This is a genomic window from Rhodococcus gannanensis (genome assembly GCF_042681175.1).
GTDB lineage: Bacteria > Actinomycetota > Actinomycetes > Mycobacteriales > Mycobacteriaceae > Rhodococcus_G > Rhodococcus_G gannanensis.
The window spans coordinates 1-13431 of the sequence record NZ_JBHUFB010000009.1 but is presented as its reverse complement, the minus strand read 5'-3'; the positions used below and the strand labels follow the sequence as shown (position 1 = coordinate 13431).

11 protein-coding genes and 1 pseudogene are annotated in these 13431 nt (G+C 69.4%); 4 read left to right on the top strand and 8 right to left on the bottom strand.

From position 1 onward, the window contains the following. A pseudogene (locus ACFSJG_RS06820) lies at positions 1-301 on the bottom strand (bifunctional 3'-5' exonuclease/DNA polymerase); the annotation flags it as partial. A gap of 34 nt (positions 302-335) precedes the next feature. Beyond that, positions 336-1511 carry a low temperature requirement protein A gene (locus ACFSJG_RS06815; RefSeq protein ID WP_378485236.1) on the bottom strand — a complete coding sequence of 392 codons (1176 nt, stop codon included), beginning with the start codon at positions 1509-1511 and terminating at the stop codon, positions 336-338. Positions 1512-1677: 166 nt separating this feature from the next. Between ACFSJG_RS06815 and ACFSJG_RS06810 the strand changes: the two genes are divergently transcribed. Together ACFSJG_RS06810 and ACFSJG_RS06805 are read left to right on the top strand one after the other, a co-directional pair. After that, positions 1678-2943, top strand: a complete 1266-nt coding sequence (locus ACFSJG_RS06810) for an aspartate kinase (protein WP_378484461.1) — start codon at positions 1678-1680, stop codon at positions 2941-2943. 5 nt (positions 2944-2948) lie between these two features. Further along, positions 2949-3986, top strand: a complete 1038-nt coding sequence (locus tag ACFSJG_RS06805) for an aspartate-semialdehyde dehydrogenase (protein WP_378484460.1) — start codon at positions 2949-2951, stop codon at positions 3984-3986. A 77-nt stretch (positions 3987-4063) separates the two neighbouring features. Here the strand turns inward: ACFSJG_RS06805 and ACFSJG_RS06800 are convergent, their stop codons facing one another. Together ACFSJG_RS06800 and ACFSJG_RS06795 are read right to left on the bottom strand one after the other, a co-directional pair. Continuing rightward, a complete protein-coding gene (locus tag ACFSJG_RS06800) occupies positions 4064-4429 on the bottom strand; it encodes a DUF309 domain-containing protein (protein ID WP_378484459.1) in 366 nt (121 codons plus the stop codon). A gap of 10 nt (positions 4430-4439) precedes the next feature. Continuing rightward, on the bottom strand, positions 4440-5420 hold the full coding sequence (locus ACFSJG_RS06795; RefSeq protein ID WP_378484458.1) for a hypothetical protein: 981 nt from the start codon (positions 5418-5420) through the stop codon (positions 4440-4442). 161 nt (positions 5421-5581) lie between these two features. Here ACFSJG_RS06795 and ACFSJG_RS06790 point away from each other — a divergent pair, with 161 nt between their 5' ends. Together ACFSJG_RS06790 and ACFSJG_RS06785 are read left to right on the top strand one after the other, a co-directional pair. Then, positions 5582-6034, top strand: coding sequence for a Fur family transcriptional regulator (locus ACFSJG_RS06790; RefSeq protein ID WP_378485235.1), 453 nt, complete (start codon positions 5582-5584; stop codon positions 6032-6034). 252 nt (positions 6035-6286) lie between these two features. Further along, positions 6287-6763, top strand: a complete 477-nt coding sequence (locus ACFSJG_RS06785) for a Dps family protein (protein ID WP_378484457.1) — start codon at positions 6287-6289, stop codon at positions 6761-6763. 51 nt (positions 6764-6814) lie between these two features. Here the strand turns inward: ACFSJG_RS06785 and ACFSJG_RS06780 are convergent, their stop codons facing one another. From ACFSJG_RS06780 to ACFSJG_RS06765, 4 genes are all read right to left on the bottom strand, one after another. Further along, positions 6815-8281 (bottom strand): pyridoxal phosphate-dependent decarboxylase family protein, encoded by a 1467-nt coding sequence (locus ACFSJG_RS06780; RefSeq protein ID WP_378484456.1) that lies wholly within the window; start codon positions 8279-8281, stop codon positions 6815-6817. Between the two features lie 5 nt (positions 8282-8286). Further along, positions 8287-9630: an MFS transporter gene (locus ACFSJG_RS06775; protein ID WP_378484455.1), complete on the bottom strand. Its 1344-nt coding sequence runs from the start codon at positions 9628-9630 to the stop codon at positions 8287-8289. Positions 9631-9746: 116 nt separating this feature from the next. After that, positions 9747-12365 carry a beta strand repeat-containing protein gene (locus tag ACFSJG_RS06770; protein ID WP_378484454.1) on the bottom strand — a complete coding sequence of 873 codons (2619 nt, stop codon included), beginning with the start codon at positions 12363-12365 and terminating at the stop codon, positions 9747-9749. A 258-nt stretch (positions 12366-12623) separates the two neighbouring features. Further along, the coding region (locus tag ACFSJG_RS06765) for an Ig-like domain-containing protein (RefSeq protein WP_378484453.1) at positions 12624-13431 on the bottom strand (808 nt) is incomplete at its 5' end.

Below are 13431 nucleotides of genomic sequence, written 5' to 3'. Positions count from 1 at the left end.
CGGGCGGCGGCGCGGGTGGCGCCGCCGCCCGACGACCGGAGCGGGCGGCGAGCAGTGCGCCGGTGAGGGCCAGGTCGTGGCAGCGCTGCACCCGCAGTCCCGCGCGCAGCACGTCCGGGTAGACGGCGGCGGTGTCCGGCCACACCCACCGAGGATGCCGGGATTCGCTCTCCTGGGGTTCGAGCGCGCGGACCGCAGCGGGCGCGTCCGGGAACGACTGCGGGGGCGCCGTCGGGGTACCGACGTCGTCGGTCGCGACGGCGACCACCCCGTCGGGGCCGGGGGCCAGGACGATCCTCACCGGACGAGTCTGCGCGCAAGGTCAGACAACCGACTCAGTGGTGCCGGATCTCCTCACGGGGTCGGGCGAAGCGGATCATCTCGAACGCCGTCATCGAGGCCAGCACCGCGAGCAGCACGGCGAGGGTGACGAGCGCGGGCGTGTGCCACACGACCGGGATCAGTGCCAGCAATGCGGCTGCAGTCACCAGGCGCGGGTAGGCCACGGTGCCGGTCGCGTACCCCTTGAAGTAGACGAGCGCCACGAGGTACAGCGCCGCACCCCCGAGCAGCGCAACGAGAGGCCACCCGTACAGCGGGTCGACGAGTCGATGGTGGTTGCCGTCCGCCACGTACGAGAGCACCTTCTTCAGACCGAGCGACATCATCACGATGCCGACCACCATCGGCAGGTGCGCATAGGTGTAGCAGTGCTGCGCGAGCTTGATCAGCCGCGATCCGGATGCCGCCTCGCACGCGTGCTCGACGGCGAGGGACGTGACGTCGAAGTACGACCACCACAGCAGGCCCGACACGGCGAGCCCCAGCAGGCAGGCGACGATGATCGCCCACGAGATGGGGAGTGCAGCGACACCGATGCCGATCGCGACGATCGACTCCCCCAGCGCGACGATGACGATCAGGCCGTGGCGCTCGGCGAAGTGGCTGACGGAGTTGAGTCGCCAGCGGGCACCGCCGACGAAGGTGCCGAGGTAGTCGCCGACCAGGGCGAGAGCCCAGAACGCGAGCTGGGCACCGCCGTCGAGCTGCGATGCGACGAGCAGGCACACGGTGCCGGCGAGCATCGACGGCACGAAACGGCGGACCTGCCCCCGCAGTTGCGGGTCGTCGGCGCTGACGATCCACATCATCGTCAGGTGCAGCAGTCGAACGACGAAGTAGCCGAGTGCGAACACCACCGGGCCGTTCAACCCGCCCGGCATGTCGTCGAAGGCCTCGGGGATGGTCAGTGCGGTGACGAACACCGCGCCCATCGCGGAGAACAGGACCAGCGCCGCAACGCCCTCGTCGGCCTTCACCAGGTTCCACAGCCACGCGTAGCCGACCCACGCCCACCACAGCACGGCGAGTACCAGCGTCGCCCGCAGCAGGTTGACGCCGGACGGGTCGTCCGACATGAGATCGGTCACGCGGGTGAGGGCGAAGACGAAGACGAGGTCGAAGAACAGTTCCAGCGGCGACACCGAGGCGCGCTCCTGGAGGCGCTCCATGCGCAGACGACGGGGGATGTTCACCGACCCATCGTGGCAGTGCCCACACGAATGCGCAGTGTCCTCGGAAATCGTGGAACCCGGCTGGATGAAACGGGCGCGGCCACCGTCGGTAAGGTTGACAATCGGACTTCGAAACAGATCCCAGATCCGGAGGTTGATTGGCGTGGCGCTCGTCGTGCAGAAGTACGGCGGATCCTCGGTGGCATCCGCTGAGCGAATCCGACGTGTCGCCGAACGGATCGTGGAGACCAAACGCGCAGGCAACGACGTCGTCGTTGTCGTGTCGGCGATGGGCGACACGACGGACGAGCTGCTCGATCTCGCCCAGCAGGTCTGCGGGACACCGCCGGCCCGCGAGATGGACATGCTGCTGACGTCCGGAGAGCGTATTTCCAATGCGCTCGTCGCGATGGCCATCCACGGTCTCGGCGAGGAGGCTCGCTCGTTCACCGGCTCACAGGCCGGTGTCATCACGACCGGTGCGCACGGCAACGCCAAGATCATCGACGTCACCCCGGGCCGGGTGCGGGACGCCCTCGACCGCGGGTCGATCGTGCTGGTCGCCGGGTTCCAGGGGGTCAGCCAGGACAGCAAGGACGTCACCACCCTCGGGCGCGGCGGTTCCGACACCACCGCCGTCGCGCTCGCGGCGGCGCTCAAGGCAGACGTCTGCGAGATCTACACCGACGTCGACGGCATCTACACCGCCGATCCGCGCATCGTCTCCGACGCCCAGCGCCTCGACACCGTCTCCTTCGAGGAGATGCTGGAGATGGCGGCGTGCGGCGCGAAGGTGCTGATGCTCCGCTGCGTCGAGTACGCCCGTCGCTACAACGTGCCCGTGCACGTCCGCTCCTCGTACACCACCAAGCCCGGCACCCTCGTGACCGGATCGATGGAGGACATTCCCGTGGAAGAAGCCATCCTCACCGGCGTCGCGCACGACCGCTCCGAGGCCAAGGTCACCGTCGTCGGCCTGCCCGACGTTCCGGGCTACGCGGCCAAGGTGTTCCGCGCCGTCGCCGAGGCCGAGATCAACATCGACATGGTGCTGCAGAACATCTCGAAGGTGGAGACCGGCAAGACCGACATCACCTTCACGCTGCCGAAGACGGACCTGCCTGCCGCGGTCGACAAGCTGACGGCGCTCCAGGGCGAGATCGGGTTCACCGAGATCCTGTCCAACGAGAGCATCGGCAAGGTCTCCCTCGTCGGCGCGGGCATGAAGAGCCACCCCGGTGTGACCGCGACCTTCTGTGAGGCGCTCGCCGAGGCCGACATCAACATCGACCTGATCTCCACCTCCGAGATCCGGATCTCGGTGCTCGTCGACGACGAGGATCTCGACAACGCGGTGCGCGCGATCCACAAGGCATTCGATCTGGGCGGCGACGAAGAGGCCGTCGTCCACGCAGGAACGGGACGGTAACCCCTATGGCACTGACCATCGCAGTCGTCGGCGCCACCGGGCAGGTTGGCGCCGTCATGCGCACCCTGCTCGAGGAGCGCAACTTCCCCGCGGACACGGTGCGGTTCTTCGCGTCCGCCCGCTCGGCAGGCAAGACCCTGTCGTTCCGCGGCGAGGAGATCGTCATCGAGGACGCCGCCGCCGTGTCCGACGAGGATCTCAAGGGCATCGACATCGCCCTGTTCTCGGCCGGTGCGACGCTGTCCCGCGCGCAGGCCCCCCGCTTCGCCGCCGCAGGCGCCACCGTCATCGACAACTCGTCGGCGTGGCGCAAGGACCCCGAGGTTCCGCTCGTCGTCAGCGAGGTGAACCCGGAGGAGGCGAAGAACCCGCCGAAGGGCATCATCGCCAACCCGAACTGCACCACGATGGCCGCCATGCCGGTGCTGAAGGTCCTGCACGACGAGGCCGGGCTGCAGCGGATGATCGTCTCCAGCTACCAGGCGGTGTCCGGTAGCGGTCTCGCCGGCGTCGAGGAGCTCGTCGGCCAGGTGCGCGCCGTCGTCGGCGACGCGGAGAAGCTGGTGCACGACGGTTCCGCCGTCGACTTCCCGGAGCCGAAGAAGTACGTCGCGCCCATCGCCTTCGACGTCATCCCGCTCGCCGGGTCGATCGTCGAGGACGGCAGCGGCGAGACCGACGAGGACCAGAAGCTGCGCAACGAGTCCCGCAAGATCCTCGGCCTCCCGGACCTGCTGGTCAGCGGCACCTGCGTCCGCGTCCCCGTGGTCACCGGGCACTCGCTGTCGATCAACGCCGAGTTCGGCAACCCGCTGTCCGTGGAGCGGGCGAAGGAACTGCTCGCCGACGCTCCCGGCGTCGAGCTGGTCGAGGTCCCCACGCCGCTCGCCGCGGCAGGCAAGGACCCGTCGCTGGTCGGGCGCATCCGCCAGGATCCGGGTGTTCCCGGTGGTCGCGGTCTCGCGCTGTTCGTCTGCGGCGACAACCTGCGCAAGGGTGCCGCTCTGAACACGATCCAGATCGCGGAGCTGCTGGTCGGCTGATCGCCGGTAGCCCCACTCCGTTTTCCCGAATGGCCCATCCGGTCGGTTCAACCGACCGGATGGGCCATTCGGGTGTTTCAGGGGAGGCGTAGCCGGGGGATCGGGGGCGACGCCGGGAACGTCCCGTCTCCGAGCGCCGTCACGAGGTGCTCGGCCCAGTCGACGAGGCCGGGAACGTCCAGTGCGTGCGGCGGGGCCGTGGTGTGTGCGTCGAGCAGTTCGGCCCCGCGACGCAGGGCGACGGCAGCGGCGTCGTCGCGGCGCGACACCAGCGCCAGCCCCTCGGCGAGCAGGGTCAGGCCCTGCCACACTTCGACCTCACGGTCGGGTGCGGATGACGCCGTTGCGGCGAGCAAGGTCGCAGCCTGCTCGGGCGCGTCGTGGTCGAGTAGCCGTTGCGCCTCGGTCACTGTCTCGCCGAGGCTCGGGGGAGCGGCGGTCATGTGTACGACGCTATCCGGTCCGATCCGCACGCGGAAGGTCGTGGACGTCGGCGGTCGGGGGGTCCGGGGGCGCGTCCGGCGGAGTTTCCGGGGGGACGACCGCCAACTGTTCGGGCACCGGCCCGCGCAGCAGCCGTCCGAGGACGCCCTCGTCGAGAGCCGCAGCCTTGACGACGACCGTCGCCGCGACCACCACCGCCGACTGGACGAACATCCATGTGATGCCCGTGAACACCACGCCGAGTTCGCCGAACTTGCCCTGCGCCGACGCGATCGCCCGCGGCAGGTAGATCACCCCCGCCATCCCGACGAGGGTCAACCCCGCCGAGGTCAGTGCCCCGGTCGCCCACAGCACCCGGCCTGCCAGCCGTCCCGCGGTGAGCAGGTAGGGCACCGCCATCCACAGTCCGAACCAGACGAGGGCCTCGCCGACGATCGCGAGTGGCGGTCCCACCCACTCCACGGAATTGACCAGTCGCACCCTTCCGAGCAGTCCGAGCGCGGCGGCGACGGCGAGGAGCACCGCGACCCACCGCCACCAGCCGCGCAGTGTCAGCACGGGCACGTCCCACACCTTCCCGTAGACGCGGCCGAGGGCGCGGGCGAAGGAGGTGCCGCTGACCAGGACCATCAGGATCCCGATGACGCCGAATGCGGCGAACGTCGGCGGACTCGACTCGATGGCGTCCGCCGTGGTGCGGGTGACGCTGGTCAGCGAGCCGGGATCGATGCCGACCTGATCGGCGAACGTCTCCGACACCGCGTCGAGATTACCGATCGTCCCCACCGCGACGATGAGCGGCAGCACCGAGGTGAACTCCTGCGCGGCGAGCGTCATCGCGCGGTCCGCGATCTCGATGTCGGCGATGCCGCGGATGGTGCGGGCGACGGTCCGTCCCGCCGTCGTCCCGCGCAGCCAGCCGTGTGCTTCCTGCCTCCGGACCTCGTACGCCTCCCGGGCCAGGGCGACCGACAACTTGGTGGGTTTCACGTCGAACAGTGAACTCCATCCGGCGGCCCGCCGGGTCATCCCGGCCGGGTGAGAACGAGGCGAGAGCACCCGGCATTCCGTACCGGGACGTGGGGAGCAGCACATACCCCTATTCTTGACTTGTTCCAGAAACGGCGTGAATACTCGATTCCATGCACGAGATCGGAACGGACACGGACCCCCGCGCCCAGTTGCGCGCGGCGGGACTGCGCGTGACCGCGCCGCGAATCGCCGTGCTCGGTGCGGTCGCCGCGAACCCGCATTCCGATGCAGACGCGGTGACGGCGGAGGTTCGTGCCCAGCTCGGCTCGGTGTCCACGCAGGCCGTGTACGACGTGCTCAAGGCATGCGTGAATGCCGGACTGCTGCGCCGCATCGAACCGGCGGGTTCGCCGGCGCGGTTCGAAGCACGAACCGGCGACAATCACCACCACCTGGTGTGCCGGGACTGTGGCCGCGTGGTCGACGTCGACTGCGTCGTCGGTAACGCCCCGTGCCTGGAGCCGTCGCAGTCACACGGCTTCGAGGTCGACGAGGCCGAGGTGGTGTTCTGGGGCCGATGCGATCGGTGTCGCGGCGCGCAGGCACCGGATCAGCAGTTGGACCACCAGTAGACGGCGCAGGCCAGCAAGAGCAGAACGACGGAATCCACGACGGCCCCCTCGGTTCGACCGGACACCTCCAGTGTCCGCCGTCGAACTCGGCCGAACGAGATCCGCGGCGCAATGTATGCGGATTCGTTTCGTTGGGTATCACGAGTGGGACGGAATGTATTCGAACCGAAACGCCATGGAACACAAGGCGGACCGAAGAACAGTGTCGACCGGACAGTGTCGACCGAACTTCGACGAGAGTAGGAGAAGAGAATGACCAAGGGCCCCATCGCAAGCACACTCGACGCCGGGCAGCAGCAGATCACAGGTGACGCGCTGCAGGGTACCGTCGTCGATCTGATCGATCTGAGCCTCGTCGCCAAGCAGGCGCACTGGAACGTCATCGGACGTAACTTCCTGTCCGTCCACGAGTCGCTCGACGAGCTGGTCACGGTCGCGCGCGAGTTCACCGACGCCGCTGCCGAGCGGGCAACCGCGATCGGTGTCAGTCCGGACGGGCGTGCGGCGACCGTCGCATCCGACGCCGGGACCACCGGTTTCGGTGCCGGCTGGACCAGTGACACCGATGTCGTGGACGCGATCGTGGCGAACCTGGCCGCTGTCGTGGAGCGGCTGCGCGCGCGGATCGAGGCGACAGAGAAGTCGGATCCGGTCACTCAGGACCTGCTCATCGGATTCACTGCTCGACTCGAGCAGCTGCACTGGATGTGGCAGGCCCGCGCTGCCTGAGCCGGTGGCGTGAGCGAGTGGCCGACCCCGCGGGGTCGGCCACTCGCCGTCTCACTCCATGAATCGGGCGAGGAACTCGATCAGCAGACGTTCGGCGACGTGTTCCGGGAGCGCCTCGATCAGGGCGAGCAGGTCCGCCATCGGGCCGCTGAGTCCGGACGTCGGATCGAGCCCGGCCAGCGACAGCACCGCCGCGCAGTTCTCGCTCGTGAGGTCCTCGGGTCGGATCTGACCGGCCGCGGCGACGAACTCCTCGGGTGCCTCCGCGCCCGGAACTCCCCGCACGGCGTCGGCGGCCTCGGTCACTGCGGCGGCCAGGTCGCCGGCGACCGCTTCCGTCACCGGTGTCAGGGTCAGGTGCGTCGTCCGTGGCAGCCGCGTCCCGTCCGACTGGGTCTTGCCGGGCTGCGGCTGCAGCACCCATCCGAGTTCCCGCGCGGCGTCCGCCCACCGGTGCGGGTCGACGCGACGGTCGTCGGGCACCGCGGTGTCCGACGCGACCGCGAGCAGCGGCCCGACCGGATCGCCGACCACCCGCAGTCCTTCGATGCCGTCGACGGCGGACCGCACCTGCTCGGCGGAGCGGGCGATCCTGCCGGTCAGTTCGTCGAACCCCTTGGTGCCCAACGCCTTCGATACCGCCCATCCTGCCGCGATCGGCATGACGGTGCGCGAGCCCAGCATCGTCGGGTTCACCACGGCGTAGCCGGGCCACGCGCTCGTGGCGAACCACTGCCTGCGGTGACGATCGCGGTCGCGGTACAGCAGTACTGACACACCCTTCGGCGCGTAGCCGTACTTGTGCAGATCCACCGACAGGCTCGCGACGCCGGGGACGCGCAGATCCCACGGTGTGCGGGTGTCCGCGCCGGGCCACCAGGGCAGTACCCAGGCGCCGATGCAACCGTCCACGTGCACCGGAACACCCTGGGCTGCACACATTTCCGCGATCTCTTCCACAGGGTCGAGCGCGCCGTGCGGATACGACGGTGTGGACGCCACGACCAGGGCCACCGAGTCGTCGAGGGCTGCGGCGACGTCCGCAGGCCGGAGCCGGCAGGTGTCCGGGTCCACGGGCAACACCCGCAGTCGAAGGTCCAGATAGTGCGCGGCCTTGATGAACGCGGCGTGCGCGGTCGAGCCGATCACCAGGGTCGGCCGGTCGTCCCGCCCGGTGGCGGCCCGCCAGCTGTCCCGGGCCGATTTCACGGCGAGCATGCAGCTTTCGGTACCGCCACTCGTGACCGATCCGACGACGCCGTCCACGCCCTCGGCGAGGACCGAGCGCGCGAGCGCGACGAGGTCCCGTTCGAGCGTGGCGATCGACGGGAAGGTGGTGGGGTCGAGACCGTTGAGCGGCTGCGCCTTCCGGGCCGCGTCCCCGGCGAGCTCGTCGAGTTCGGTGACACCCGAGTCGTAGACGTACGACAGCAGGCGCCCGCCGGATGTGGGCGCGTCCGCGGTCCGCAAGTGGTCGAGGAGGGCGAGGACGTCCTGGGGAGACTGCTCGAACTGCATGTGGATCAACTGCTCCTGTTTCGATCTTCTGCTGCCAGGCGGTACCTGCGGAGTACCACCATGCTCACTGCGACAAGCGCCGCCGGGACCACGGTGAACGCCACGGTGATGCCCGCAAGCGCGGTGTCGGACTGCGTGACGACGTCGTCGCCGGACGACGAGGTGAATCCGGTTGCCGCGAGGATCACCAGGACCACGGCGGGACCGAGGGCCATCGCCGCGGTCTCGGCGGCGGTCCAGACCCCGCTGAACGCGCCGGCGCGAACGCTGCCGCCGGTCTGCTGCTCGTGGTCGGTGATGACGTCGGGCAGCATCGACATCGGGAGCATCTGCATGCCCGCATAGCCGATGCCGGCGAGGGCCACCACCGGGTAGATCCACGGGCCGGCGCCGGCGAACAGGCCGAGAAGTGCGATCGTCGCGCCCAGGAACAGTGCCGACGCGAGCAGGAACGTGCGCTGCTTGCCCCAGTCGCGGACGAGCCTCATCCACAGCGGCATCACCGCTACGGCGGGGCCGACCAGCGCCGCGAACAGTACCGACACGGCGCCTTCGGAGTCGAGGAGGTAGGTCGCGACGTACTGGGCGGCGCCGAGCATGGTGCCGGTCGCGAGCGCCTGGAGCGCGAAGGTCAGCAACAGCACCCGGAACGGTGCGCTGGCCCGGACCGCGGCGAAGGTGTCGGAGAAGCCGTGGGCAGCAGACGATTCGGCAGCCCTCGCTTGTCCGCGCGGCGCGATCGACCACGCGGCCAGCATGCCGAGACCCAGGATGACTCCGGCGACGATCCCCATCACGAGATAGCCGGTGCGTCCGCCGCCGCCGATCTCGCGCAGGGCGGGGCCACCGGCGCCGAACAGCAGGATCGCCACGCCGAGCAGGGCGACCCGCCAGGACATCAGCCGTGACCGTTCGAGGTAGTCCTCGGTCAGTTCGGCGGGCAGCGCGATGTAGGGGACCTGGAACAGGGCGAACACGACGGCCGCGGCGATGAATGCGGCCCCCACCCACAGTCCCGCCGCTGCCGCGCCGAGACCGGACGGCACCGCGAAGGTCAGCGCGAAGAACACCGGCAGGGTGAGCGCGCCGAGGAGCAGCAGTCGCCTGCGTGTCCCGGAGCGCGCGGCATCGGCATCGGAGCGCGCCCCGATCATCGGGTTGATGACGACGTCGAGGGCCTTGGGCGCGAACACCAGCACGCTGGCGGCGAGGGCGGGGACTGCGAGGGTGTCGGTCAGGTAGTAGGCGAGGACCAGCCCGGGCAGGGTCGCGAAGCCACCGGTACCGACGGATCCGAGGGAGTATCCGGCGACCGTTCGCCTGCTCAATCGGGGAGGTGCCGTGGTCATCCGCTAAACATAGGACACTTGTCCAGGTTGCGGGAGGGTTGCGCGCACACCGGCCGGAACGGGCTGATGCCCCTCACCGGCGGGCGAGGGGCATCAGCGTTGATCGTGCCGGTGGATCAGGAACCGAAGATGTTCTCGAGCGATCCCGACGATCCCGAGCCACCCGGGGTCCCGGGGTCGGCGACGGTGATCGTGGCCGCCGCCGAGGTGGAACCGGTGAAGCCGGGCTCACCGGTGAAGACCGCGGTGACCTGGCGCGCGCCGGTGGTGACGAAGGCGTGGGTCAGAACGGCCTTGCCGTCGGCGTCGGCGACGACCTCGCCGATCTGGGTGGCGCCGTCGAAGAAGCGGACGGTGCCGTTCGCGACGGGTGCGCCGGCGTCGGTCTTGACGGTGGCGGTCAGTGTCACCAGGTCCGCGGTGGCCGCGGAGGACGGTGCCTCGAGCGTGGTGACCGTCGCGACGTCACCCGGTGCCGGGTCGGTGACCGACACGGTTCCGGCGGTGCTGCTGGAGCCGTTGAAGCCCTCCGCGCCGCTGTAGACGGCGGTGATGGAGTGGCTGCCCGCGGTGGTGAAGGTGTGGTTCAGCGTCGCGGTACCGGCGGTGACGGGTGCGGTGCCGAGAACGGTTGCGCCGTCCTTGAACTCGACGGTGCCGGTGGCCTCGGCCGGGGACACGGTGGCGGTGAGGTCGACGGCGTTGCCGGTGACGGCGGTGGCCGGGACGCTCAGCGTCGTGGTGGTGTCGACGACCACCGGGTCGGTGGAGACGTCGACGGTGCCGGGGGCGGAGGTGCTGGTGGCGAAGCCCTCGGCGCCGCTGTAGACGGCGGTGATGCTGTGGGCGCCGTCGGCGGTGAAGGTGTGGTTCAGCGTAGCGGTGCCGCCGGTGACGGGTGCGGTGCCGAGAACGGTTGCGCCGTCCTTGAACTCGACGGTGCCGGTGGCCTCGGCCGGGGACACCGTGGCGGTGAGGTCGACGGCGGTACCGGTCTTGGCGGTGGCCGGGACGTTCAGCGTGGTCGTCGTGTCCACCACCGCGACCGAGACGTCGACGACCGAGGCCGCCGAGGCGGAGGGCGCGTTCGACGCGTCACCCGAGTACGCGGCGGTGATCGAGTGGCTGCCCGCGGTGGTGAAGGTGTGGCTCAGCGTCGCGGTGCCGCCGGTGACGGGTGCGGTGCCGAGCACGACGTCGCCGTCCTTGAACTCGACCGTTCCGGTCGCGTTCGCCGGGTCGACGGACGCGACGAGATCGACAGCGGCGCCGGTGACGGCGGTCGCCGGGGCGGACAGTCCGGTGGTGGTGCCGACGACCGTCACGTCGACGGCCGAGACCGTGGAGGTGGACGGGTTGTGGGTGGCGTCACCGGAGTAGACGGCGGTGATGTCGTGGTTGCCGACGGTGGTGAAGGTGTGGTTCAGCGTGGCTGCGCCCGCGTTGACCGGGACGGGTCCGCCGATGTCGGTGGCGCCGTCCTTGAACTGGACGGTCCCGGTGGCTTCCGCCGGGACGACGGTGGCGGTGAGATCCACTGCCTGCCCGACCGAGGACGTCGCCGGCGCTGTCAGCGAGATCGTGGTGTCGACGACCTTGACGGAGACGTCGACGGCCGACACAGCGGAGGTCGACGGGCCGTGCGTGGCGTCACCGCTGTAGACGGCGGTGATGTCGTGGTTGCCGACGGTGGTGAAGGTGTGGTTCAGCGTGGCTGCGCCCGCGTTGACCGGGACGGGTCCGCCGATGTCGGTGGCGCCGTCCTTGAACTGGACGGTCCCGGTGGCGCCCGCCGGGACGACGTTCGCCGTGAGGTCGACGGCCTCGTCGGTGTGTGCGGTCGCCGGAACGTTCAGGGTGGTGGTCGACTCGGCGAGCGACACCGCCACCGTCTGCACACCGGAGGCCGAGTTGTGGAAGCCCGCGCCTGCGGTGAACGCAGCGGTGATGTCGTGGTTGCCGGCCGTGGTGAAGGTGTGGTTCAGGGTGGCGTTGCCGCCCGACACCGTCACCGGTCCTCCGATGTCGACGCCGCCGTCCTTGAACTGCACGGTGCCGACGGAGTTCGCCGGGCCGACGTTCGCCGTCAGTGCGACGGACTGGCCGACCGTCGCGGTGCCCGGAACGTTCAGCGTGGTGGTCGTCGCTACGGTCGGGTCGGCGACCTGAACGAAGGCACCGAAGGTGTTGCTGCCACGTTCGCCGCCACTCCAGGTGTTCGGCTGGGCGGAGAACGCGCCGCTGTCGTAGACCCCCGGGGCGGTGCCGGCGGGCACCGTGTAGGTGGTGGTGAGGACGGCCGACTGACCGGACTTGATGACGTAGCCGCCGACGAGGAACGTGCAGCCGCTGCTGCAGGTGACCTTCTGGCCGCCGTCCTGGGTGGCCCATGTCCCGCCGCCGCCGGCGTAGCTCAGCGACCTCGCGGTGTTCACCCAACCGGCCGGGGGAACCTCGCGCAGGTACGCGATCGACAACTGGCTCAGCGGCGCGTTACCCACACCGTTGGCCGTCGTGTAGGCGATCGTGGTCCGGTAGGTGACGGATGCTCCGGGCAGGACGACATTGCTGCCGACCACTTCCTTCGACAGCAGCAACTGCTTGTCTTGGACCGAATTCGACGACTGCGGCGGATCGGCCGCAGCGACGCCGTTGGTCACCCCCAACACCAGTCCGGTCGCGGCTGCGGCCGCGATCAGTGGTGTCGCGAGGCGACGGGACAGGGACAGGGACACTGCTACCTCCTCGGGGGAGGCCGGCAATGGACGCCGGCCACGACGGTTCGAGTCTGGAAGCTACCGGCCTCTACCGTCGTGGTCGCGGAGTTTCCTTGTACCAAAGTGTGTTTGGGGAAAGTTACATCGATTGGACGACAGCAGTTGTGGTGCAACGACTGTGGCGAAGACCGACGGTCGAAAACACGCCGAACGGACGCCCCCTCGGCGGGGGCGTCCGTCGGCATGAGATGTGTGGATCACATGATCATCGAGCGATCACGATCCGAAGACGTTCTCCAGAGAACCGCCACCGGGATTGGTCGGGTCCGTCGACACGTCGACGGTCGCGACATCCGAGGTGGACGTGTTGTGGGTGGCGTCACCGGAGTAGGCGGCGGTGATGTTGTGCGCGCCGTCGGTGGTGAAGATGTGGTTCAGCGTCGCGACACCGTTGACAACCGGTGCCGTACCGAGAACCGTTGCGCCGTCCCGGAACTCGACGGTGCCGCTGGCATCGGTCGGGCTCACGATGGCCTTGAGCTCGACGGACGTGCCGGTCTTGGCGGTGGTCGGGACGTTCAGAGTGGTGGCGGTGTCGACGACGACGATGTCGGTGGAGACCTCCACGTTTGCGGCGACCGAGGTCGACGCGTTGTGGGTGGCGTCACCGGAGTAGGCGGCGGTGATGCTGTGGGTGCCGTCGGTGGTGAAGGTGTGGTTCAGTGTCGCAACACCATTGGTGACCGGTGCGCTGCCGAGAACCGTCGCGCCGTCCTTGAACTCGACGGTGCCGGTGGCGGTGTTCGGATCCAGGGTGGCCGCGAGGCTCACCTCGGTGCCGGTCTTGGCGGTCGCCGGGACGTTCAGCGTCGTGACCGAGTCGACGATCACCGGATCGGTGGACACCTCGACGGTGCCGGCCGCGGAGGTCGACGGGTGGTTGGTGGCGTCACCGGAGTAGACGGCGGTGATGCTGTGGGTGCCGTCGGTGGTGAAGGTGTGGCTCAGGGTGGCGACACCGGCGTTGACCGGGGCGCTGCCGAGAACGGTTGCGCCGTCCTTGAACTCGACGGTGCCGGTGGCG